The 19880-nt window shown below is 41.7% G+C and carries 17 protein-coding genes; 10 read left to right on the top strand and 7 right to left on the bottom strand.

The genetic code is table 11. The features are described from left to right. The first annotated feature begins 39 nt into the window (after window positions 1-39). Together BC751_RS05400 and BC751_RS05395 are read left to right on the top strand one after the other, a co-directional pair. Entirely contained in the window at window positions 40-1464 is a 1425-nt protein-coding gene (locus tag BC751_RS05400; protein WP_130277504.1) for a DASH family cryptochrome, read from the top strand. Window positions 1465-1578: 114 nt separating this feature from the next. Further along, window positions 1579-2901 carry a VOC family protein gene (locus tag BC751_RS05395; RefSeq protein WP_130274647.1) on the top strand — a complete coding sequence of 441 codons (1323 nt, stop codon included), beginning with the start codon at window positions 1579-1581 and terminating at the stop codon, window positions 2899-2901. 109 nt (window positions 2902-3010) lie between these two features. Here BC751_RS05395 and BC751_RS05390 read toward each other — a convergent pair whose 3' ends face one another. After that, on the bottom strand, window positions 3011-3775 hold the full coding sequence (locus BC751_RS05390) for an alpha/beta fold hydrolase (RefSeq protein WP_130274646.1): 765 nt from the start codon (window positions 3773-3775) through the stop codon (window positions 3011-3013). A gap of 118 nt (window positions 3776-3893) precedes the next feature. Then, window positions 3894-5813: a 1-deoxy-D-xylulose-5-phosphate synthase gene (dxs, locus tag BC751_RS05385; RefSeq protein WP_130274645.1), complete on the bottom strand. Its 1920-nt coding sequence runs from the start codon at window positions 5811-5813 to the stop codon at window positions 3894-3896. A gap of 185 nt (window positions 5814-5998) precedes the next feature. On the opposite strand from dxs, the gene BC751_RS05380 reads away from it, so the two are divergent. From BC751_RS05380 to serS, 4 genes are all read left to right on the top strand, one after another. Beyond that, window positions 5999-6748, top strand: a complete 750-nt coding sequence (locus BC751_RS05380) for a segregation and condensation protein A (RefSeq protein WP_130274644.1) — start codon at window positions 5999-6001, stop codon at window positions 6746-6748. Window positions 6749-6751: 3 nt separating this feature from the next. Then, a complete protein-coding gene (locus tag BC751_RS05375) occupies window positions 6752-7807 on the top strand; it encodes a lysylphosphatidylglycerol synthase transmembrane domain-containing protein (RefSeq protein ID WP_130274643.1) in 1056 nt (351 codons plus the stop codon). Window positions 7808-7830: 23 nt separating this feature from the next. After that, the gene (locus tag BC751_RS05370) at window positions 7831-10299 is read left to right on the top strand and encodes a bifunctional UDP-N-acetylmuramoyl-tripeptide:D-alanyl-D-alanine ligase/alanine racemase (RefSeq protein WP_130274642.1); all 2469 of its coding nucleotides are present in this window, start codon (window positions 7831-7833) and stop codon (window positions 10297-10299) included. A gap of 84 nt (window positions 10300-10383) precedes the next feature. Further along, on the top strand, window positions 10384-11655 hold the full coding sequence (gene serS, locus BC751_RS05365; RefSeq protein WP_130274641.1) for a serine--tRNA ligase: 1272 nt from the start codon (window positions 10384-10386) through the stop codon (window positions 11653-11655). Between the two features lie 43 nt (window positions 11656-11698). Here serS and BC751_RS05360 read toward each other — a convergent pair whose 3' ends face one another. Together BC751_RS05360 and gpmI are read right to left on the bottom strand one after the other, a co-directional pair. Further along, entirely contained in the window at window positions 11699-12250 is a 552-nt protein-coding gene (locus BC751_RS05360; protein ID WP_242617378.1) for a hypothetical protein, read from the bottom strand. 100 nt (window positions 12251-12350) lie between these two features. After that, window positions 12351-13874: a 2,3-bisphosphoglycerate-independent phosphoglycerate mutase gene (gpmI, locus tag BC751_RS05355; RefSeq protein ID WP_130277503.1), complete on the bottom strand. Its 1524-nt coding sequence runs from the start codon at window positions 13872-13874 to the stop codon at window positions 12351-12353. Window positions 13875-14052: 178 nt separating this feature from the next. Here gpmI and BC751_RS05350 point away from each other — a divergent pair, with 178 nt between their 5' ends. Together BC751_RS05350 and nadC are read left to right on the top strand one after the other, a co-directional pair. Next, on the top strand, window positions 14053-14457 hold the full coding sequence (locus BC751_RS05350) for a DUF4783 domain-containing protein (protein ID WP_130274639.1): 405 nt from the start codon (window positions 14053-14055) through the stop codon (window positions 14455-14457). A gap of 31 nt (window positions 14458-14488) precedes the next feature. Further along, a complete protein-coding gene (gene nadC / locus BC751_RS05345; protein ID WP_130274638.1) occupies window positions 14489-15349 on the top strand; it encodes a carboxylating nicotinate-nucleotide diphosphorylase in 861 nt (286 codons plus the stop codon). 75 nt (window positions 15350-15424) lie between these two features. On the opposite strand, the gene BC751_RS05340 is transcribed toward nadC, so the two are convergent. After that, window positions 15425-16657, bottom strand: a complete 1233-nt coding sequence (locus BC751_RS05340) for an ammonium transporter (RefSeq protein ID WP_130274637.1) — start codon at window positions 16655-16657, stop codon at window positions 15425-15427. Window positions 16658-16717: 60 nt separating this feature from the next. Beyond that, window positions 16718-17056: a P-II family nitrogen regulator gene (locus BC751_RS05335; protein ID WP_130274636.1), complete on the bottom strand. Its 339-nt coding sequence runs from the start codon at window positions 17054-17056 to the stop codon at window positions 16718-16720. Between the two features lie 298 nt (window positions 17057-17354). Here BC751_RS05335 and BC751_RS05330 point away from each other — a divergent pair, with 298 nt between their 5' ends. Next, window positions 17355-18260 carry a nucleotidyltransferase family protein gene (locus BC751_RS05330; RefSeq protein WP_130274635.1) on the top strand — a complete coding sequence of 302 codons (906 nt, stop codon included), beginning with the start codon at window positions 17355-17357 and terminating at the stop codon, window positions 18258-18260. Window positions 18261-18575: 315 nt separating this feature from the next. Continuing rightward, on the top strand, window positions 18576-18848 hold the full coding sequence (locus BC751_RS05325; protein WP_130274634.1) for a hypothetical protein: 273 nt from the start codon (window positions 18576-18578) through the stop codon (window positions 18846-18848). Here BC751_RS05325 and BC751_RS05320 read toward each other — a convergent pair. Beyond that, window positions 18838-19848 (bottom strand): IS30 family transposase, encoded by a 1011-nt coding sequence (locus BC751_RS05320; RefSeq protein WP_130273814.1) that lies wholly within the window; start codon window positions 19846-19848, stop codon window positions 18838-18840. The two genes, BC751_RS05325 and BC751_RS05320, sit on opposite strands and share 11 nt — an antisense overlap. Between the last annotated feature and the right edge of the window lie 32 nt (window positions 19849-19880).

Here is a 19880-nt window from a genome sequence, read left to right as displayed (position 1 = left end):
CAAACACTTTTATTTAACAAGCTGTTGGATTACCGCATGATGTTTAAAAGAGTTATAGTTTGGTTTAGGAATGATTTAAGGGTGCATGATCATGCACCCTTATTTAACGCGGCCCAAAAAGCCGAAGAAGTTATTCCCGTTTATTGTTTTGACCCCAGATCTTTTTCCAAAGTGGAACTGGCCCTTGAAAAGACGGGTAACCACAGGGCAAAGTTTCTTTTGGAAGCTGTGGATAACCTGCGCAAAAATCTTAGGGACCGAGGCGCTGACTTGCTTTTATTCCTGGGAAAGCCGGAAGAAATACTGGTGGATTTTGCTGCCAAAATTCAGGCTGATGCCATCTTTTTTTCTGAAGAAGTAACCTCAGAAGAAAAAAAAGTTGAGTCCAAATTGGAACAGCAGTCATGGAAACTTGGGATCAAAACCAGCTCCTATTGGCAAAGTACACTTTTCCACATTCTGGATCTTCCTTTTCCATTAAGTCAAACTCCTGAAGTCTTTACCCAATTCCGTAAAGAGTGTGAAAAATTTGGAAAGATCCAAAAAACATTGCCCTGTCCCACAAAAATACCTTTCCCAAATGAGACATTTGATACAATTGAATTGCCTAATTTATCCACATTTGGCCTGAAGGAACCTTTAAAATCCACTCGAGCGGTGTTGGAGTTCATAGGTGGTGAGACCGAAGGATTGGATAGACTTCAGGCCTATTTTTGGGATAGCGATCGATTGAAGGTATATAAAGAAACAAGAAACGGTTTATTGGGTTCAGACTATTCTAGCAAGTTTTCCCCATGGCTGGCCTTGGGCTGTCTCAGCCCAAGATTTATCTATGAAGAAGTCAAGCGGTATGAACAAGAGAGGACAAAGAACCAATCTACCTATTGGCTCATCTTTGAATTAATCTGGAGAGATTATTTCAGGTTTATTGCAAAAAAGCACGGGAATAAAATCTTTAAAGTTCAGGGCATTAAAAACAATGAGGATAACTGGATAAGGAATGAATCCCTATTCTGGAAATGGGCCCATGGAGAAACAGGTATTCCTTTCATAGATGCCAACATGAGGGAACTGAATGAAACTGGTTTTATGTCAAACAGGGGCAGGCAGAATGTGGCTTCTTTCTTGGTCAATGACCTGAACCTTGACTGGCGATGGGGAGCCATGTACTTTGAAAGCATGTTGATAGACTATGATGTCTGCAGCAACTGGGGTAACTGGATGTATGTAGCAGGAGTAGGCAATGACCCAAGAGAAAACCGTTATTTCAATATTCTAAGACAGGCGCAAAATTATGACAAGAAAGGGGATTATATCCGACATTGGATCCCGGAATTAGCCGCTATTCCGGGTTTTGATATCCATCAACCCTTTGAGTTATCCACAGCCAATTTGAAAACATTTGGAATTTCACTGGGCAGCACTTATCCACATCCAATGGTAAAATTCAAAGCCTGGGTTTAAAAGTTTTTCCAGAAAAAACGAATTCCCTTTCAATTTGGCACTCACAAGTCCCAAAGCAGCTTTAACCAGCTGCTTTTTTTGGTTATCTTTAGAGAAAACCACAAGATTGTTCAGATGAAAAATACCATCTTCCTTATTGCTTCATCAATACTTTTGATGGCCTGTACTCCATCAGAAGACCAAAGCTTAAATCTTCAAATAGGACATTTGGAAGCTTTTGCAGAAATGGTGGAAGCTGATGTAAAACCTATTGCCTTAAGTGAACCCATGTTCAAAGAAGAGGTGGATAAAATCTGGGAAAAAGCCCAGCAGATAGCTTCAAAGCATGGTGTTGGAGTTTTTCGGGAAACCAATCTAGTAGTTACCCAACTCTTTCCGGCAGGGATAGCACAAAATAAAGAAGTATTGATTTTTCATAAACCTGAGGCGCTACAAGCCTACAGAGACTTAAAAAAAACTGTACGGTCCGGGCAAAATGGTGAAGCTGAGGCCAGAAGATTTGGCCGTCTTTTAGGTTATCCTAGCCATTATATTAACCAGTTGCTTTCAAAAAATACTGATTTCAGAACTTTACCCGATTTTGGTCTTAAGGGCAGTAATGTATTTCTCTATTATCAAGATTTAGAGGGTGCCAAAAAGTTTTACGGAGAAACATTGGGGCTTGAAGTCCTATCCGATTACGGATTTGCAACGACAGTAAAAATCACAGAAAAAGCCTGGCTAACATTAGTCGATGCAGCCATCGGAAGGCATAAAGCCGATGAGCCCAAGACAGTGGCCATTGCCCTACTGACCAATAGACTTCCTGAATGGTATGCATATCTCCAGGAAAACAAAGTGCCAATTAAATATGAATACAAGCCCAGGGAAAACAATGCCCATGACGGATTTGTGGCTATAGATCCTGAAGGATACCTTCTCGAGTTTGAACAGTTCAAACAGCATCCTGAAAATGAAAAATTGATGCCACAATTGCCCCAATACGATGCGATCAGCGGGGCAACATCACAATGGTCAAAAAAAGAAGGGTTTTATGGAGCCGTTACGTGGTTGTATTATGAAGACATGCAAGAAGCCCAACGATTTTATGAGGAAAAAATTGGTTTCAAACTATTGGTAGATCAGGGTTGGGCAAAAGTCTACCAGATATCAGAAACAAGTTATTTGGGTTTGGTGGATGGCAGACGGGGTATGCATAGCTTCACGGACCTAAAAGGAACAAGCGTTTCCTTCATAGTCAAAGACCTTGAGGCTTGGTATGATTATGTCAAGCAACATCAGCCTTTCCCTGTGAAACAAGAAATTTATACTGGAAAAGAGGACCGCTATAAGGCTTTTGTAGGTCAGGATCCCGGTAAATACTTCCTGGAATTCAACCGGTTCTTGGAGCATCAAGACAACAAAGGGATAGATAAAATAATAAATAGTCTCGATTAATGTTGGGAATAATTTCCTAACAATTTCATCCTTTCAATGGCATTGACTTCAAATTTAGGTGAAAAATCATACCAAGTCCGAAATACGCCTTTCGAAATCTACCTTTTCTTTATTTTGCAACGTGCTTTAGGAATTTAATTACCATGCCCAAAGTCTTTTCCGGTTCCTCAAACATCCCCATGTGCCCTGTTCCAATGAGTTCATAATAGTGTGTGGCATAAGGTTGATGTTTTCTACTCGCTTCAATTTTGACGGCAGGGTCAAGCTCTCCTGCTATCATTAATTTCGGTAAAGGAAAAGTTTTCCACAATTCAAAACGGTCTTTTCTATCCCTCATGGCAGCCGTAAAGGCAATCATCCCATTTTGGGAGCTCTTTTTCCCGAATTGGATCAATCCAGCAATCTGATCTGCTTGCTCAGCCCTATGTTGATCTGAAAACAATGGAGGAACAAATGACTCTACAAACTTATCCACACCATGTTTTTTGATAAATTCAATGGTCTTGTTGCGGGTTTGTTTTTTCTCTTCATCATCAGGAAAAGCAGTTGAATGGAATAAGCCTATAGCCTTCAATCCATCCCACATCAATTCTGCCAAAGCCAAGGTCACATATCCACCTAAAGAATGACCAATGACAATAGGCTTGGTGATGTTATTTTCCTCCATCCAATCCTGAAGGAGAACAGCAGCCTCTTCCATCGAAATGTGGGGTTCAATCAAAGGACTTTCACCAAAGCCCGGAAGGTCCGGACAATATACGGTGTAGTTGGCCGATAAGTCTTCGGAAAAAGTTTTCCACATTTCCTTAGATTCGCAGAATCCATGGATCAAAATCAATGCCGGCCCTGAGCCTTGTTGGGTAAATGCAATCATGATGATGGGGCTTTGATATATAACAAACAATCAAAAATTGAAAAAGCCCTGCTGAATTACAACAGGGCTTCACCTAAATTTTTGAATTGTACTTTGATAAAAGCTTCTATCAATCTAATTACTTGTTGGGTAATTCAACCTCTGCAAATGCCCTGACGGCATTGGCGATTCCTTCCGGATCAAATCCACATTCTCTATGTAGCTCAATCTGCTCACCATGTTCAATGATGGCATCAGGAATACCCAATCTTTTCACTTGAGCCTGATAGCCATGATCAACCATCCATTCCAATACCGCAGACCCGAATCCACCCATCAAACAGCCGTCTTCAACAGTGATAACTTTCTTGTATTTACCAAACACCTCATGCAATAGCTCCTCATCCAAAGGCTTAACAAATCTCATGTCATAATGAGCAGGGTTGAGTCCCTCCTTGGCCAACTGCTCACAGGCGGTCACTGCATAGTTTCCAATGTGTCCAATAGTTAATATGGCCACTTCTTCCCCTTCCTTCACTATTCTTCCCTGCCCGATTGGAATTTGACGCATGGGTGTTCTCCATTCCGGCATTACACCTTGACCTCTTGGGTACCTGATGGAGAATGGGCCCTCAAATTTGGTAGCAGTATACATCAAATTTCTAAGCTCCTCTTCATTCATCGGTGCAGAAACGACCATATTTGGTACACACCTGAAATACGCAATATCATAAGCGCCATGATGGGTAGGCCCATCCGCACCGGCAAATCCTGCCCTGTCCAAACAGAAAACGACCTGTAGGTTCTGTAAAGCCACATCATGGATCACCTGATCATACGCCCTTTGCATGAAAGAGCTGTAAATATTACAGAAAGGAATTAAGCCTTGGGTCGCAAGACCTGCGGAGAAAGTTACTGCATGTTGCTCGGCAATACCCACATCAAAAGCCCTGTCCGGCATCTCCTTCATCATGATGTTCAGTGAAGAGCCGGAAGGCATGGCAGGGGTAATACCCATGATTTTATCATTTTCCTTTGCCAGTTCAACAATGGTATGGCCAAAGACATCCTGATATTTAGGAGCCTGAGGTGAAGTAGGCGTCTTTTTATAGATTTCACCGGTTACTTTATCGAAAAGTCCAGGTGCGTGCCAGGTGGTTTTATTACCTTTCTCTGCCGGTTCATAACCTTTACCTTTGACAGTTACACAATGTAGGATTTTTGGACCTGGAATATCCCTCAAATCATCAAGGATTTCCACCAAATGATTGACATCATGACCATCTACCGGTCCGAAATATCTCAGGTTTAGAGATTCAAATAAATTGCTTTGTTTTAAAACAGCGGACTTGATAGCCCCCTCCACTTTGGAAATCACCTCTTGGGCAGAAGCGCCGAATTTGCTGAATTTTCCCAACAGGTTCCAAACTTCATCTTTGACCTTGTTATAGGTATGGGAAGTAGTGATATCTGTCAAGTAATCCTTCAATGCCCCAACATTGGGGTCTATGGACATACAGTTGTCATTCAGAATAATCAGCAGGTTGGTATCTGAAACACCGGCATGGTTCATCGCTTCAAAGGCCATACCTCCTGTCATAGAACCATCTCCAATGACTGCTACATGCTGTTTTCTTTGCTCTCCTTTGTATTTGGAAGCAACAGCCATTCCAAGCGCTGCAGAAATGGAAGTACTGGAATGACCTACGCCAAAAGTATCATATTTGCTTTCTTTTCTTTTTGGGAAACCCGATATACCCCCATAAAGCCTGTTGGTGTGGAAATTATCCCTTCTTCCGGTTAAAATCTTATGGCCATAGGCCTGATGTCCAACATCCCAAACCAATTGGTCATCAGGCGTATTGAGCACATAATGCAATGCAACAGTAAGCTCGACCACACCCAAGCTGGCGCCAAAATGTCCTCCAAAAACCGAAACATTATCAATAATAAAATGCCTGAGTTCATCACAAATCTGAACCAATTGGTCTTTTGAAAACTTCTTCAGATCATCAGGAGAGTCGATCTGTGCAAGTAATTTACCGGGTTTTATTACCATTTGAGAAATGTTTCTTTTTAAAAGCATTCAACATTTGAATCCTGGAAATTGTTTTTAAGAAATGCAATCTTTTTGATATCGCTTTTTCACAAAGTCTTTTCAGTATCCGAATGCTTAATTTACCATTAATTAAATATCTTTGGGTTTAATTCCGTGGTAAAAATAGCATAAAAATTTTCAATCCAGTGAGTTTCGAGATCAAATTGCCTTTATTCGAAGGTCCCTTTGACCTGATGCTTTTCTTCATCGAAAGGGATGAGCTGGATATTTATGACATTCCCATTTCCAAAATCACCCAGGATTTTTTGGATTACATCCATCAATTGGAGAAAATGGAAATAGAAGTGGCCAGCGAGTTTATCCTCTTTGCTGCCACATTGATGAAAATCAAATCCAAAATGTTGCTCCCCCGTCCAGATCTTGATGAAAACGGTGAAGAAATTGACCCAAGGGAAGAACTGGTAAGGCACTTGCTGGAATACAAAAAGTACAAATCGGTGATCGGCGAACTCGCCCAGATGGAAGAGGAACGCCTTTCGAAAGAAAAGCGCGGAAATATTCTCTCAGAATTGAGGCAACTTTCAAAAGCAGATGACGTAGATTCTGAAATGCAGGACCTGGACCTCTATAAGCTGTTGAAAGTTTTCCAAAAAGTAATGTCCAAATATGCCTCAAGAACAGATGAAACAAAACATACAGTCATACAGTACCCCTATACCATCGAGCAACAGAAAGATTTCGTCATGGAAAAAATCAGCTTCAAGGACAGGGTACCCTTCTCTGACTTTATCACTTACAAGCCGGATAAAATCTTTGTGATTTACACCTTTTTGGCCATTTTGGAACTCTTGCAACTATCTCTTGTCACGATCACTATCGGTGAGGGATTCAACAATTTTTGGGTTGAAAAAATTGAAAAAGTGCCTGCGGCATAAGCTATGAAGTTAGATAACAAAAAGATTTTTGAGACCCTGAACCCCAACAAGGTGTGGGTACCGGTTCTGATCGGTGTGGGTATCGTCTTTCTGATGTTCTATCTGGATCCCAATGTCAATACGAAAACGCTTAAGGGGGTCTTTGATGCTTCTGCCTGGGGAATTTTCCTGGCGATTTTGGTTATTCTTGGCAGAGATGCCGGTTATATATACAGGATCAGGGAAATTACCGATCGACAGCTTACCTGGACCAGGGCTTTGTATGTGATTATCCTTTGGGAATTTGCTTCTGCCGTGACACCATCAGTGGTAGGGGGAACAGCAGTGGCTGTTTTTATTCTGAACAAAGAAGGCATCAAACTGGGAAAGGCAATCGCCTATGTCATGGTCACTGCTATTCTGGATAACCTATTTTTTGTAATAGGCGCACCCATTATTCTTTTCTTTGCCCAGGGAAATATTTTCCCTGCCAGCAGGGTAATGGAAATGAGATTAGGCCGAAGTCTGGAAGTGCTTTTTTGGACCAGTTATGCCCTTTACGCATTTTATTCCCTGGTCATGGCCGCAGCCTTATTTTATAGACCCCGCGTTTTCAAATGGGTTTTACTGAAAATTTATTCCGTTAAATGGCTGAGGAAATGGAAGTATTCTGCCAATGAATTTGGCAATCAGATCATTGAGGCTTCCAAAGAGTTGATCGGGAAAAATTACAGGTATTGGTTACCGATCATTGGGGCAACCATCTTTATCTGGAGCTCCAGATACCTTATGCTGAATGCCCTTATCGGTGCATATGATTCTTTGACCTTTTCAGAGCATATCATCGTTTTTGCCAGACAGGTCATCATGTGGATCGTGATGATGATTTCCCCTACACCTGGAAGTAGCGGCACAGCAGAGTTTTTCTTTGCACAGTTCTTCCAGCAGTTTTTGCATGGTTATACCTTCGTGACCAGTATCCTTTGGAGGTTACTATCTTATTATCCCTACCTTCTTTTGGGCGCTATTTTCTTGCCGCGCTGGGTCAAGCAGGTATTTTTCAAAAAGAAAGAAGAATAAATTCAAATCCTTATTTTTAGAATATGATGCAAAACCTTTCATTGGATCAATTGGTGGGTCTGGTACATGCAGAAAAGCATGGGCCGTTGGATGATATTGAAATTTCCCAGATAGCCATTGATTCAAGGAATATTCTTCAGCCTGAAAACACCCTTTTTGTAGCACTAAAAGGAGCAAAATTTGATGGACATGAATTTATCCCTGAACTGATGGATCAGGGGGTAAAAGCATTTTTGGTCCGGGACGATTTTGAACTCCCCTTTTCACTTACAGGTCAGGCCTGCCTCATCAAAGTCAAAAATACCCTAAAAGCCCTACAGGAATTGGCTGCTTACCAACGGACCCTATTTAAGGGCCCTTTGGTAGGCATTACTGGAAGCAATGGCAAAACTATCGTCAAGGAATGGCTGGGACAGGTCCTTTCCCAAAAATTTGCTGTGGCCAAGAGCCCTAAAAGTTATAACAGTCAGGTTGGGGTACCGCTTTCTCTTTTTGGAATTGATCCCGGGCATCAGGTGGCTGTAATGGAGGCCGGCATTTCAAAGCCCAATGAAATGGAGACCTTAACGGCCATGTTGATGCCACAATTGGGCATTTTCACCAATATCGGTACAGCCCATGAGGAAGGATTTGAATCCATGCAACAAAAACTGGAGGAAAAGGCCAAACTCTTTGTTTACAGCGATTTTATTATTTTCCGGAAAGAGCACATCCTGATATCGGATTACCTAAAAAAGAATTTTCCTTCTGACCGCTTAATTGAATGGTCCGACAATATTGGATCAGATTATTCCTTTACGGTCAAGAAAGAGGAACAAAGTTCAAAAATCCTTTTGATGAGACCTGACCTCCGTGTATTTACATTTCAGGTCCCCTTTTCGGATGAGGCTTCCCTGGAAAATATCCGGCATGTCATTACCGCAGCACTGACTTTGGGCATGGAACCCCAGGCCATTCAGGAAGGCCTAAAACACCTGAAAGCCATTGACATGCGGCTTACTTTGAAGCCTGGCTGCAACGAAAGTCTGATCATTGACGATACCTACAACAATGACCTGGCAGGATTGAGGCTTGCTTTGGATTTTATGGCAGCTCAAAGGCCTAAAAAAAGAAAGGTACTGATCATATCCGATCTCCTTCAGGTTGGAAATACCACTCAGGTTTATGCGGAAGTCGGCAGGTTATTGGAATTTTATGGCATTGATTACCTCATTGCAGTGGGAGAAGACATCCAAAGGCTAAAAGGAGAAAACCCTATTCAGCAGGAATTTTACAGCTCCACAGAAGAATTGCTCCAAAATCTTCAAACAGACGTCTTTGACAATGACCTTATCTTGGTCACCGGAGCAAGGAAATTTGGATTTGAGGCCATAGTTAACCGGTTGCAGCAAAGAATTCACGGGACAACCTTGGAGATCAACCTGAATTCCCTGACCAACAATTACAATTTTTACAAAAGCAGGCTAAAGCCCCAAACCAAAATTATGGTCATGGTAAAAGCTTTTGCCTATGGCGGGGGAGCTTCAGAAATTGCCAATCACCTGCAACAGCTCAAGGCCGATTATCTTGCTGTTGCCTACACAGATGAAGGGGTAGCGCTAAGGGAAGAGGGAATCAGGCTGCCCATTATGGTCCTGAATCCTGTGCAGGAATCTTTTATCCACCTGAAAGCGTACCAATTGGAACCGGTGGTTTACAGCCCGGGATTTTTCAGGGAACTTGCCAAATTCTGCGAGGTCCAGCAAACCCACATGAAAGTCCATTTGGATTTGGATACAGGCATGCACCGACTGGGATTTGAGGAAACTCACATGGATGAGCTTATCGGATTGATCAAAGCCAATCCGCAATTGGAAATTGCCAGCCTATACACCCACCTCGCTGCAGCAGATGAATCTGAACATGAGAATTATACCAGGGACCAATTCCAGGCCTTTGATCAGATGTGCGCAAAGATCATGGAAAATCTGGCTTATAAACCAATCCGTCATGCCCTTAATTCTGCTGGAATTGCAAAATATCCAGAACACCAATATGATATGGTCCGATTGGGGATTGGACTTTATGGCATAGAAGTTACTGGAAAATACGACAAGCAACTCAAGCCCATCAGTACCCTGAAAACTACCATTTCCCAGGTCAAAAACCTTAAAAAAGGCCAGACAATAGGATATAGCAGGAAAGGTATAATGCCAGAAGATGGGCAAATCGCCACTATTGCATTGGGGTATGCCGATGGATACGACCGAAGGTTCAGTAATGGGAGAGGATATGTTCTCATCAATGGCAAAAAAGCGCCTGTAATCGGAAACGTATGCATGGACATGACCATGATCAATGTCAGCGGCTTAAATGTCAAAGAAGGAGACGAAGTCATCATCTATGGACCGGGCATTTCTCTCAAAGAACTGGCAGAAAGAATAGGCACCATCCCCTATGAACTCCTGACCAATATCAGCAGCCGTGTGAAAAGGGTATATTATTTGGATTAAGATCCATGCAATTTCCCTTTTCAGAAGGGTGGTTTTCATTAACATGTTTATCTTTGTCCCCAACACTTATTTTCACATCAGACTATGCTACTTGTCAATACCATCAGGGATAATTTTGAGATAGTTTTGGAAGGTTTGCAAAAACGCAACTTCCCGAATGCCGAAGCAGTTCTGCATCAGGTTTTGGAATTTGATAAAAACAGGAAAGAAACACAGCTTAAGAGAGATAACCTTCAGGCCGAATCCAATAGCATTTCCAAGCAGATCGGCATACTGATGAAAGAAGGGAAAAAGGAAGAGGCAGAGAAAATCAGAACCAGGACCACGGAAATCAAAGAACAGATCAAAGCCTTAGAGGAAGAGTACACTACCTATGAGGAGGACCTCAGACAATTGCTCTACACCATTCCCAATGTTCCCCATTACTCTGTGCCGAAAGGAAAATCAGCTGAGGACAATGAAGTAGTCTTCCAACATGGGGAAATCCCGGTTTTACCGGAAGATAAACTCCCCCACTGGGAACTGATAAAAAAATACGACATCATTGATTTTGACCTGGGGGTAAAAATAACCGGAGCCGGATTTCCTGTCTACAAAGGAAGAGGAGCAAGATTGCAAAGGGCCTTGATCAATTTCTTTTTGGACGAAGCACTGCATGCAGGTTATACCGAAATACAGCCACCTATTTTGGTCAATGAAGATTCAGGCTATGGAACCGGACAGCTTCCAGACAAAGAGGGGCAAATGTATGAGGCAACGATGGACAAGCTGTACCTGATCCCTACCGCTGAAGTGCCGATTACCAACATTTACAGGGATGTCATCCTTAATGAACTGGAATTTCCCATTAAAAATGTAGGCTACACCCCATGTTTTAGGAGGGAAGCAGGTAGCTGGGGCGCTCATGTCCGTGGACTCAACAGGCTTCATCAATTTGACAAGGTGGAGATAGTTCAGATTGCCCATCCAGACAAATCATATGAAGCGTTGGAAGAAATGAGCACTTATGTTCAGGGCTTGTTGCAGAAACTTGAACTCCCTTACAGGGTTTTGAAGCTCTGCGGTGGGGATATGGGTTTCACTTCTGCCCTGACTTATGACATGGAAGTATTTTCTGCAGCACAGGAAAGATGGCTCGAAGTGAGTTCAGTAAGTAACTTTGAATCCTATCAGGCTAACAGGCTCAAATTGAGATTTAAAGGTGAAGACAAAAAGACCCAATTGGCCCATACCCTCAATGGAAGTGCCTTGGCCCTTCCGAGGATTGTAGCTGCCATTTTGGAAAATAACCAAACTGAAGAAGGTATAAAAATGCCTAAGGTACTGATACCCTATCTGGGATTTGATATCATTTGATTCCAAAAAAACGGGGCTTTCGAAATCGAAAGCCCCGTTTTTTTTACCATATATCCCCTTTGATGATCATTCGGTTTGGTTTCATGAACATTACCTTTTGATAATGCTCAATATTATACTGATGTATCAGCCAAAAAGAGGCATGCCATAACAAGACTCCCCTGGTTTCGGATTCATAAAATGGATTTTCTGTTTTCATATGAAAACTGATTTCCTTCACGTTTTCATCATAATACTGCACCACAATTTTTTTCACTTTCCCCTTTGCCCCTTCCTTTAATGTGTGGATCAGGTATCTCCGGCTGCGTTCAGTATCATAAGCATCCTTCAATGCCGGGCTATTGATATCTGCTTTGATAAAAAAATCCAGCTCCTTCATCAATTCATCTAAAGTGACGGGGCCTTCTGTTTTTTCAGTTTCACCGTTGATGGTCACTTCTTTGTAGAGTGTTTTCCCGTCAAGTTTGGCAGCATGTACTTCCACATATTCTTTGACAGGGAAATAGCTGGGTTCCTCACTTTTTCCTGAATCAGAAATATTATTACAGCCCCAGAACAAAGTGAGCAAAATAACACTGCTGATGAAATATTTCATTTTCATACGGATTTGGGTAATAAGCTTGTAAGTGGTCAGTTGTAAAACAAATGGCCGGTTCTGGAAAGTCCCAAAACCGGCTCTAAATATATGATCTATATTACTTCAAGAGAACATCTCCTGTCATTTCTTTTGGTATTTTTAGCCCCATAAGATGTAATATGGTAGGGGCAAGGTCGCCCAGTTTTCCATCTTTCACTTCCAACCTGTCCTGGTCATCGACCATAATGCATGGAGCGAGGTTCGTGGTATGGGCGGTATTCGGCGTGCCGTCTTCATTGATCATCACATCACTGTTGCCATGGTCAGCAATCACAATGGTGGTATAACCACTTTCCAGGGCCTGGGTGATGACCTCTTGAGCACATTTATCCACAGCTTCGCAGGCTTTGACTGCGGCTTCAAATACCCCTGTATGTCCGACCATGTCCGCATTCGCAAAATTCAGACAGATGAAATCCGCTTCCCTTTTCTTCAATTCCGGTTTGATCTTACTGGCAATTTCAAAAGCACTCATTTCAGGCTTAAGGTCATAAGTAGCCACTTTTGGGGAAGGACATAAAATCCTGCTTTCTCCTTCAAATTCCTTTTCCCTACCTCCTGAGAAAAAAAAGGTTACATGAGGGTATTTTTCAGTTTCAGCAATCCTGATCTGTTTTTTACCGTTAGCCTCCAGTACTTCTCCCAAGGTATTGTTCAGGTTATCCTTTTCAAAAATGACCTTCACGTCTTGGAAAGTATCGTCATAATTGGTAAAAGTGATGTAATGAAGTTTGAGTTTCTTCATTTTAAAATCCTCAAAATCCTGCTGAGTAAGTACCTGTGTAATCTCTCTTCCCCTATCAGTCCTGAAATTGAAGTTGACTACCACATCTCCCTCTTCGATGACTGCAAGGGGCTTATTATCCCCATTTGCCTGAATGATCGGCCTGATAAATTCATCGGTTACTCCATTGGAATAGGATTTTACCACGGATGCAATGATATCTTTAGATTTCTCTCCCTCTCCATGTACCAAGGCATCATAGGCCAGTTTCACCCTTTCCCATCTTTTATCCCTGTCCATGGCATAATACCTACCAACCACAGACGCGATACTGCCTACTGAATGCTGCAAATGCTCTTTCAGTTCATTGAGGAAATGTACCCCACTTTTGGGGTCGGTATCCCTACCATCCGTAAATGCATGGATATAAGCTTCTTTCAGGCCATTTGCTTTGGCAGCATCACAAAGTCCCTTGAGGTGATTGATATGGGCATGGACACCACCGTCAGACACCAAACCAATGAAGTGAACCTTTTTTTGATTGGCTTTGGCATATTCAAAAGCCTCCACCAAAATAGGATGGGCATTCAGTTCCCCATCGCTCACTGCTTTGTTGATTTTGACCAAATCCTGATAAACTACCCTACCGGCTCCTATATTCATGTGGCCGACCTCAGAATTGCCCATCTGTCCTTCAGGTAGGCCTACAGCCAATCCGGAAGCATCTAATTTGGAATGGGGATATTTAAGATATAAACTGTCTATAAAAGGAGTTTGGGCTTTATCAATGGCAGATACGGCTGGATTGGTCGCCAGTCCCCAACCATCCAAAATCATCAGTAATACTTTCTTTTCCATCATGTTGTTGTGCGGATTCATGCATCCTTTTTTACAAAGTGGCTGTAAAAATGCGGATTCTTTATCAGGTCAACAAAAAACACCGCATTAAAATTTCGAAAACAGAAAAAAACAGAAAAATATGCGGACTTTTAGCCAAAACTAATTTTTGGCTTAAAATTTGTTAAAATTATTCCCGATGAAAAAACTACTCTACATCGGCATACTTTTCTTAATTGTTTTAACTTACACCCAGGCTAAAACCACCACTACTCAAAGTAACTCCATTGAGGAAATTGTCGTGGTATTTCAGTCCGGGTCCAGTAAAGATCTGGCAAAATTCTTTGCCCAAGGGATAGATATCAATATCAATGGGAATCAAGGGGATTATTCCAAAAATCAGGCAGAAGTAGTGATGAGAGATTTTTTCAAAAAATTTCCTCCCATAGACTTTCAGTTGCTTCATAAAGGAAACAATTCCGAACAGATCATCTATTACATTGGAAGTTACAAATCAGAAGAAACAGCATTCCGTGTGTTTATCCGTGGCAGAAAAGAACAGAATGAAATTAAAGTTTACAGTTTGGACATTGTAAAAAACTAAGGGAATACTGATTTTTCCCTATTTTTGCCCTGTGAACAGACCTGCCTACCTTCATCCTGAAAAAATCCATCAGTTTATTGCACAAGCCCTCCAAGAAGATGTGGGTGATGGTGACCATTCTACATTGGGGTCAATCCCACACAATAGCATGGGACAAGCTCAACTGCTGATCAAAGAATCCGGAATAATTGCCGGTTTGGAATTGGCTGAGATGATTTTTAAACAATTTGATCCTTCCCTTCAGGTTGAATTGCTCCTTAAAGATGGGGACCAAGTCAAACCAGGAGATATCGGTCTTAGGGTTAAAGGTAAGGCAACTTCTATTTTGACCACCGAGCGCCTGGTATTAAATTGTATGCAAAGGATGAGCGGAATTGCCACAAAGACACACCGATTGACGCAACTCATGCACCATACCAAGGCCCGGCTGATGGATACCCGCAAAACCACACCCAATTTCAGGTTAATGGAAAAATGGGCTGTTTGGATAGGGGGAGGGGTCAATCACCGCTTTGCCTTATATGATATGGTGATGTTGAAGGATAACCATATTGACTTTGCAGGAGGGATCAAAAATGCCATTGAAAACACCAAAAGATACCTCACTGAAAAAAAGCTGAACCTAAAAATTGAAGTCGAAACCCGTACGCTCCAGGAAGTGGAAGAAGCGCTCCGTATTGGAGGGATAGACTATATCATGCTGGACAACATGGATTATGACACCATGCGAAGAGCGGTACAAATGGTAAATGGGAAATATCCCCTTGAAGCTTCAGGAGGAATCACCGAAGAAAACCTCAAAGAGGTGGCTGAATGTGGTGTGGACTTTATCTCCGTTGGAGCGCTGACACATCAGGTAAAAAGCTTGGATATCAGTTTGAAGGCCTACTGATCCATATTATACTTTTGAAAAATAAAAGCTGATCCCTGAACGGACCAGCTTTTTATTTTATAGCGTGATAGTGAATTAATCTTTTGGAGCAAAATCAGGATAAGCCTGCATGCTGTGCTCGTTGATATCCAAGCCTTCCAGTTCCTCCCTCTCTTCTACACGGATTCCAATACTTCTTTTCAAAGAGAAGAAAATCAGCCAGCTGGTCAAGAAACAGAAAGCACCTACCACTGCGATGCCAATCAACTGGGAAATCACTTGCTGAATTCCTGCAAGGTCTCCGAAAATACCAACTGCCAAGGTTCCCCAAATTCCACCCACCAAATGGACAGAAATGGCACCCACTGGATCGTCAATTTTGATACGGTCAAAGAACACAACGCCCAAAACTACCAAAATACCTCCCACAAAGCCAATGATGGCAGCCTCTCCAACACCCATCAGGTCAGCACCGGCAGTAATGCCTACCAAACCTGCCAAAATACCGTTCAGCACCATGGTAATATCATAAGTCCTGAATTTGATATATGAAGTGATCAAAGCACCAAATGCGCCCGCCGCTCCTGCGATGGCAGTGGTAACAAATACCAGGGACACTGTACCAGGGTCAGCACTCAGTACGGAACCTCCATTGAAGCCAAACCACCCAAACCAAAGCAAAAACACCCCGATGGTAGCCATAGGAATACTATGCCCCGGAATAGCCCTCATGCCATGCTCTGTATATTTTCCCAGTCTTGGTCCTAATAGGAACGCTCCTACCAGGGCACCCCAACCGCCTACGGAATGTACAATGGTAGATCCTGCAAAATCATAAAAGGGAGTATCCAAAGCATCAAGGAAACCTCCTCCCCATTTCCACATCCCAACGATGGGATAACAAATACCCACATAAAGGATGGAAAAGGTAATGAAGGGACCCAATTTGATCCGCTCCGCTACTGCACCCGAAACGATGGTAGCTGCGGTGGCAGCAAACATCGCCTGAAAGATGAAATCAGTAAAAAAGGTATAACCTTCGTTATAAGCAAAGGTATTCCAGCCTTCAGGCAAGGAAATCCCCACTCCTGTGAAACCAATAAACCCTCCGGCGAATCCTTCACCGGGATACATCAGGTTAAAGCCTATAAAGGCATAGGTAAGCAGGCCTATTGCGGGAATAATGGTATTTTTGAACAGGATATTGACAGTATTTTTTGCTCTGGTAAGCCCTGCCTCCAAACTGGCAAAGCCCAGGTGCATGATGAAAACCAAAATGGTGGCCACCATCATCCAGAGGTTATTGATAGTAAATAATTCTTGATTCATAGGTTTGAAAGATTAGATTTTTAAGATTTGAGATGAAGAGATTGGGTGCGAAAAGGGAAATCAAAGCGCCTCTTCTCCCGTATCATTGTTTCTGACACGATAAGCCTGAAGGGCTTCATAGACAAAGATTTTTCCATCGCCCACTTCACCGGTCCTTCCGGTAGTCAGGATACAATTGATGATGTCATCCACATGTTCATCAGCTGTGACTATCTCAATCTTGGTCCTTGGAATATAGGCAGGCTCATAAGCAATCCCCCTATACGTCTGTGGCTTGGCATGCTCCATCCCCATTCCCTTTACCTCGTAAAAGGTGAAGAATTTTACCCCCAGCCCGGCTATGCACTGGTGTATATCCTCAAATTTGGATGTTCTAATAATTGCTTCGATTTTTTTCATTTTAGACAATTTTACAACGGGTTTAATAGGAAATCTTCGCTAATCTAAGACAATTATTACCACAAATGCAAAAATGGATTCATTTTTTAACCGGTTTTTTGTGAAATTTTCTGTTTTTTTCATTTTTTGGTTGTTTTAACGAGCCCTGATTTAAATTTTCTTTGTTTAAAATTGATTATGCCCTTAATTTTTAAACCAGTAATCCTTTAAAACCGCATTTTTTAAATTTAATGCCACAATTCTTTTTGAAAAGATGGAAAAGCCTAATTTTGAGCCTCGTTTTGATTGAAAGAAAAATATGAACACTAAACCTACACTTTTGGTATTGGCTGCAGGTATGGGCAGCAGGTATGGGGGCAATAAGCAGATCGACGGTTTTGGACCCCATGGTGAAACAATTTTGGAATATTCCATTTATGATGCCATCCGTGCCGGTTTCGGCAAAGTGGTGCTGATCGTAAGGGAAGAAATCCTACAGATGGCAAAAGACTTGTTCCTTCCGAAATTGGAAGGAAAAATAGAAGTGGACTTTGTACTGCAATCCCTTGATAGCTTTGTTCCGGAAGCCTATAGAAACCCAAACAGGGTAAAACCTTACGGGACTGCCCACGCTGTGCTTTGTGCAAAAGACGCCATTTCCGAACCATTTGCTGTAATCAATGCAGATGATTTCTATGGCAGGGAAGCTTTTGAGGTATTGGGCAAATTCCTGACCAATGGTGTGCAGCCAAACCTTCATGCCATGGTGGGTTATGCAATAGAAAATGTACTCTCAGAAAACGGAACGGTCAGCAGGGGTGTCTGCACCATGAATGAGGCCAATCAATTGGTGGGTATGGTGGAGAGAACCTCCATTGCCAGAGAAGGGGACAAAATAGTGTCCCGTGGAGAAGGCGAAGAAATTGAAATCAAGCCAGGGACTCCGGTATCCATGAACTTCTGGGGATTCCATCCGGCAGTTTTTGGAGATATTCAGAGAATGTGGGATGAATTTTTACCTGCCAACAAAGAAAATATCAAATCTGAATTTTATATCCCTACCGTAGCCAACAACCTGATACAGGAAGGAAAAGCTGCTTTTGAAATTCTAGCAGGAGGTAAGACCTGGTTTGGGGTTACCTATACCGAGGACAGACCTGTTGTCATCGCAGCCTTAAAAAACATGCATGACTCCGGGGAATATCCTGAAAATCTGTGGGGGTAATAAAACTTTCTCATTTTCTAAGTCAGGGATTTAATGTCCTACCCAATACTTTTTAAGTTAAAGACCTGACTATAAACAACCTATTTCAGACTTTAGACTTTGGGGAAAACCCAAAGTCTAAAGTCTTTTTTTGTTGATTAAGAAAAATAGCTTCTTGAATACGGCCCAATTCCATAAGTGACCACCTAAAAAATACCTAACGTTAGGTATTTTTTAGGTGAAATAAAGCGGTTACATTTGAAAGTACTAAACTTTTAAAAAAATGAAAACACATCAAAACACATCAAAACACATCAAGTAAAATCTCTTTTATTTTTGGGGTTGCTTTTTCTCGTTTTAACATCTTGTTTCGAAAATGAAGAAAACTTTAATTTAGAGCGTCAAGGGAATGAAGATCTTGTAATAAAATACAACTTCAATTTAGAAGGAATCAAAAAAAATGTTTCTGAAGGGTTTAAAGTAAATGATTTAAATGAATTTGAAGATTTTTTAAGGCTTGTTTCAAATCAATCTTATGATTTGGAAAACTTGAAAAATCTTTATTCCCAGAATGGAATTGACTTGGAAAAAGCCATGTTCAAGTCATAAATGCAACGCCTAATTTTTTCATTAGACATTCGATAGGACTAAGATAATTAAACTTTCTTATTGGCCTGTTATTGATTTTGGTTTCTATATTTTGGATCTGTTCCCGAGAGATTTGATTGAGGTCAGTACCCTTTGGCAGGAAAGCCCTGATAAGTCCGATTCTGTTTTCCACTGTTCCTTTATCCTGTGAAGTGTATGGTCTTGTAAAGAATGTTGGGATATTGAATTTATCTCTGATTTTATAATGGTTTGCGAATGCCATATCATTATCGAAAGTGATTGATTTGAAGAACGAAGCACCAATTCTCTGTATTCTCTTTGCTATTTTCTGTTCAATGATATCTGCATTTTTACCATCAAGTTTCTCTATGGTAGTAACCAAGGTTGCCCTGTCCACCAGTACCAAAAGAGCTGATTTGTGGTTTTTCCCCATCATAAGGTCTACTTCAATATCTCCTATCCTTTGTCTTTTTTCAACTACAGGAGGCCTTTGGTCAATTGGAACTCTCTCCCTGATAATTCCTCTGGTATGCCTGTAATTACCTCTCTTACGCTTTCTTTTACCATGCCGGAGATTCTTGTAAAGCTCCCTGTCCCTTCGGTATCTCCAATGGCTACTTTTTTTGGCAGTAAATATCCAGTTGTAGAGTGTCTCATGACAAACCCCTTCTTTACCTTGTTTCTTCCAGGTGACCGATATTAGCTCTGGGCTCAATTTGTCAACAACAAGGAATTTGCGGGCCTCTTCTTTAAGGGACTCGGTAAATTTGATTCGCTTTCTCTTGAGTCTATGTCTTTCGTCTGTACGGTTCTGGGCAACTGCAGCCTTATATTCACCGCTATAACGGCCCCTCTTGCCGGTATTTCTTTGAAGTTCTCTGGATACAGTACTTTTGTTGACACCGATAATCGCAGCGATTTTGGTCTGGGAAGTTCCGTTTCTAAATAAAGCCTCTATTTGGTACCTTTGTTCCTGGCTGAGATGTTTAAATTTATTCATGACAACACTAAATTAATATTTTCAGCCTAAGG

The sequence above is a fragment of the Cecembia calidifontis genome, assembly GCF_004216715.1.
Taxonomy (GTDB): domain Bacteria; phylum Bacteroidota; class Bacteroidia; order Cytophagales; family Cyclobacteriaceae; genus Cecembia_A; species Cecembia_A calidifontis.
The sequence above is the reverse complement of the archived record's forward strand: the minus strand, read 5'-3'. Positions and strand labels throughout refer to the sequence as shown.

Excerpts from the sequence above, each read along its gene's own strand:
- serS (WP_130274641.1), top strand. The coding sequence starts at position 10,384 with ATGCTACTTGTCAATACCATCAGGGATAATTTTGAGATAGTTTTGGAA.
- BC751_RS05320 (WP_130273814.1), bottom strand. The coding sequence starts at position 19,848 with ATGAATAAATTTAAACATCTCAGCCAGGAACAAAGGTACCAAATAGAG.
- BC751_RS05350 (WP_130274639.1), top strand. The coding sequence starts at position 14,053 with ATGAAAAAACTACTCTACATCGGCATACTTTTCTTAATTGTTTTAACT.
- BC751_RS05370 (WP_130274642.1), top strand. The coding sequence starts at position 7,831 with ATGATGCAAAACCTTTCATTGGATCAATTGGTGGGTCTGGTACATGCA.
- BC751_RS05360 (WP_242617378.1), bottom strand. The coding sequence starts at position 12,250 with ATGAAATATTTCATCAGCAGTGTTATTTTGCTCACTTTGTTCTGGGGC.
- BC751_RS05375 (WP_130274643.1), top strand. The coding sequence starts at position 6,752 with ATGAAGTTAGATAACAAAAAGATTTTTGAGACCCTGAACCCCAACAAG.
- BC751_RS05330 (WP_130274635.1), top strand. The coding sequence starts at position 17,355 with ATGAACACTAAACCTACACTTTTGGTATTGGCTGCAGGTATGGGCAGC.
- BC751_RS05400 (WP_130277504.1), top strand. The coding sequence starts at position 40 with ATGTTTAAAAGAGTTATAGTTTGGTTTAGGAATGATTTAAGGGTGCAT.
- dxs (WP_130274645.1), bottom strand. The coding sequence starts at position 5,813 with ATGGTAATAAAACCCGGTAAATTACTTGCACAGATCGACTCTCCTGAT.
- BC751_RS05335 (WP_130274636.1), bottom strand. The coding sequence starts at position 17,056 with ATGAAAAAAATCGAAGCAATTATTAGAACATCCAAATTTGAGGATATA.
- BC751_RS05340 (WP_130274637.1), bottom strand. The coding sequence starts at position 16,657 with ATGAATCAAGAATTATTTACTATCAATAACCTCTGGATGATGGTGGCC.
- gpmI (WP_130277503.1), bottom strand. The coding sequence starts at position 13,874 with ATGGAAAAGAAAGTATTACTGATGATTTTGGATGGTTGGGGACTGGCG.
- BC751_RS05395 (WP_130274647.1), top strand. The coding sequence starts at position 1,579 with ATGAAAAATACCATCTTCCTTATTGCTTCATCAATACTTTTGATGGCC.
- BC751_RS05390 (WP_130274646.1), bottom strand. The coding sequence starts at position 3,775 with ATGATTGCATTTACCCAACAAGGCTCAGGGCCGGCATTGATTTTGATC.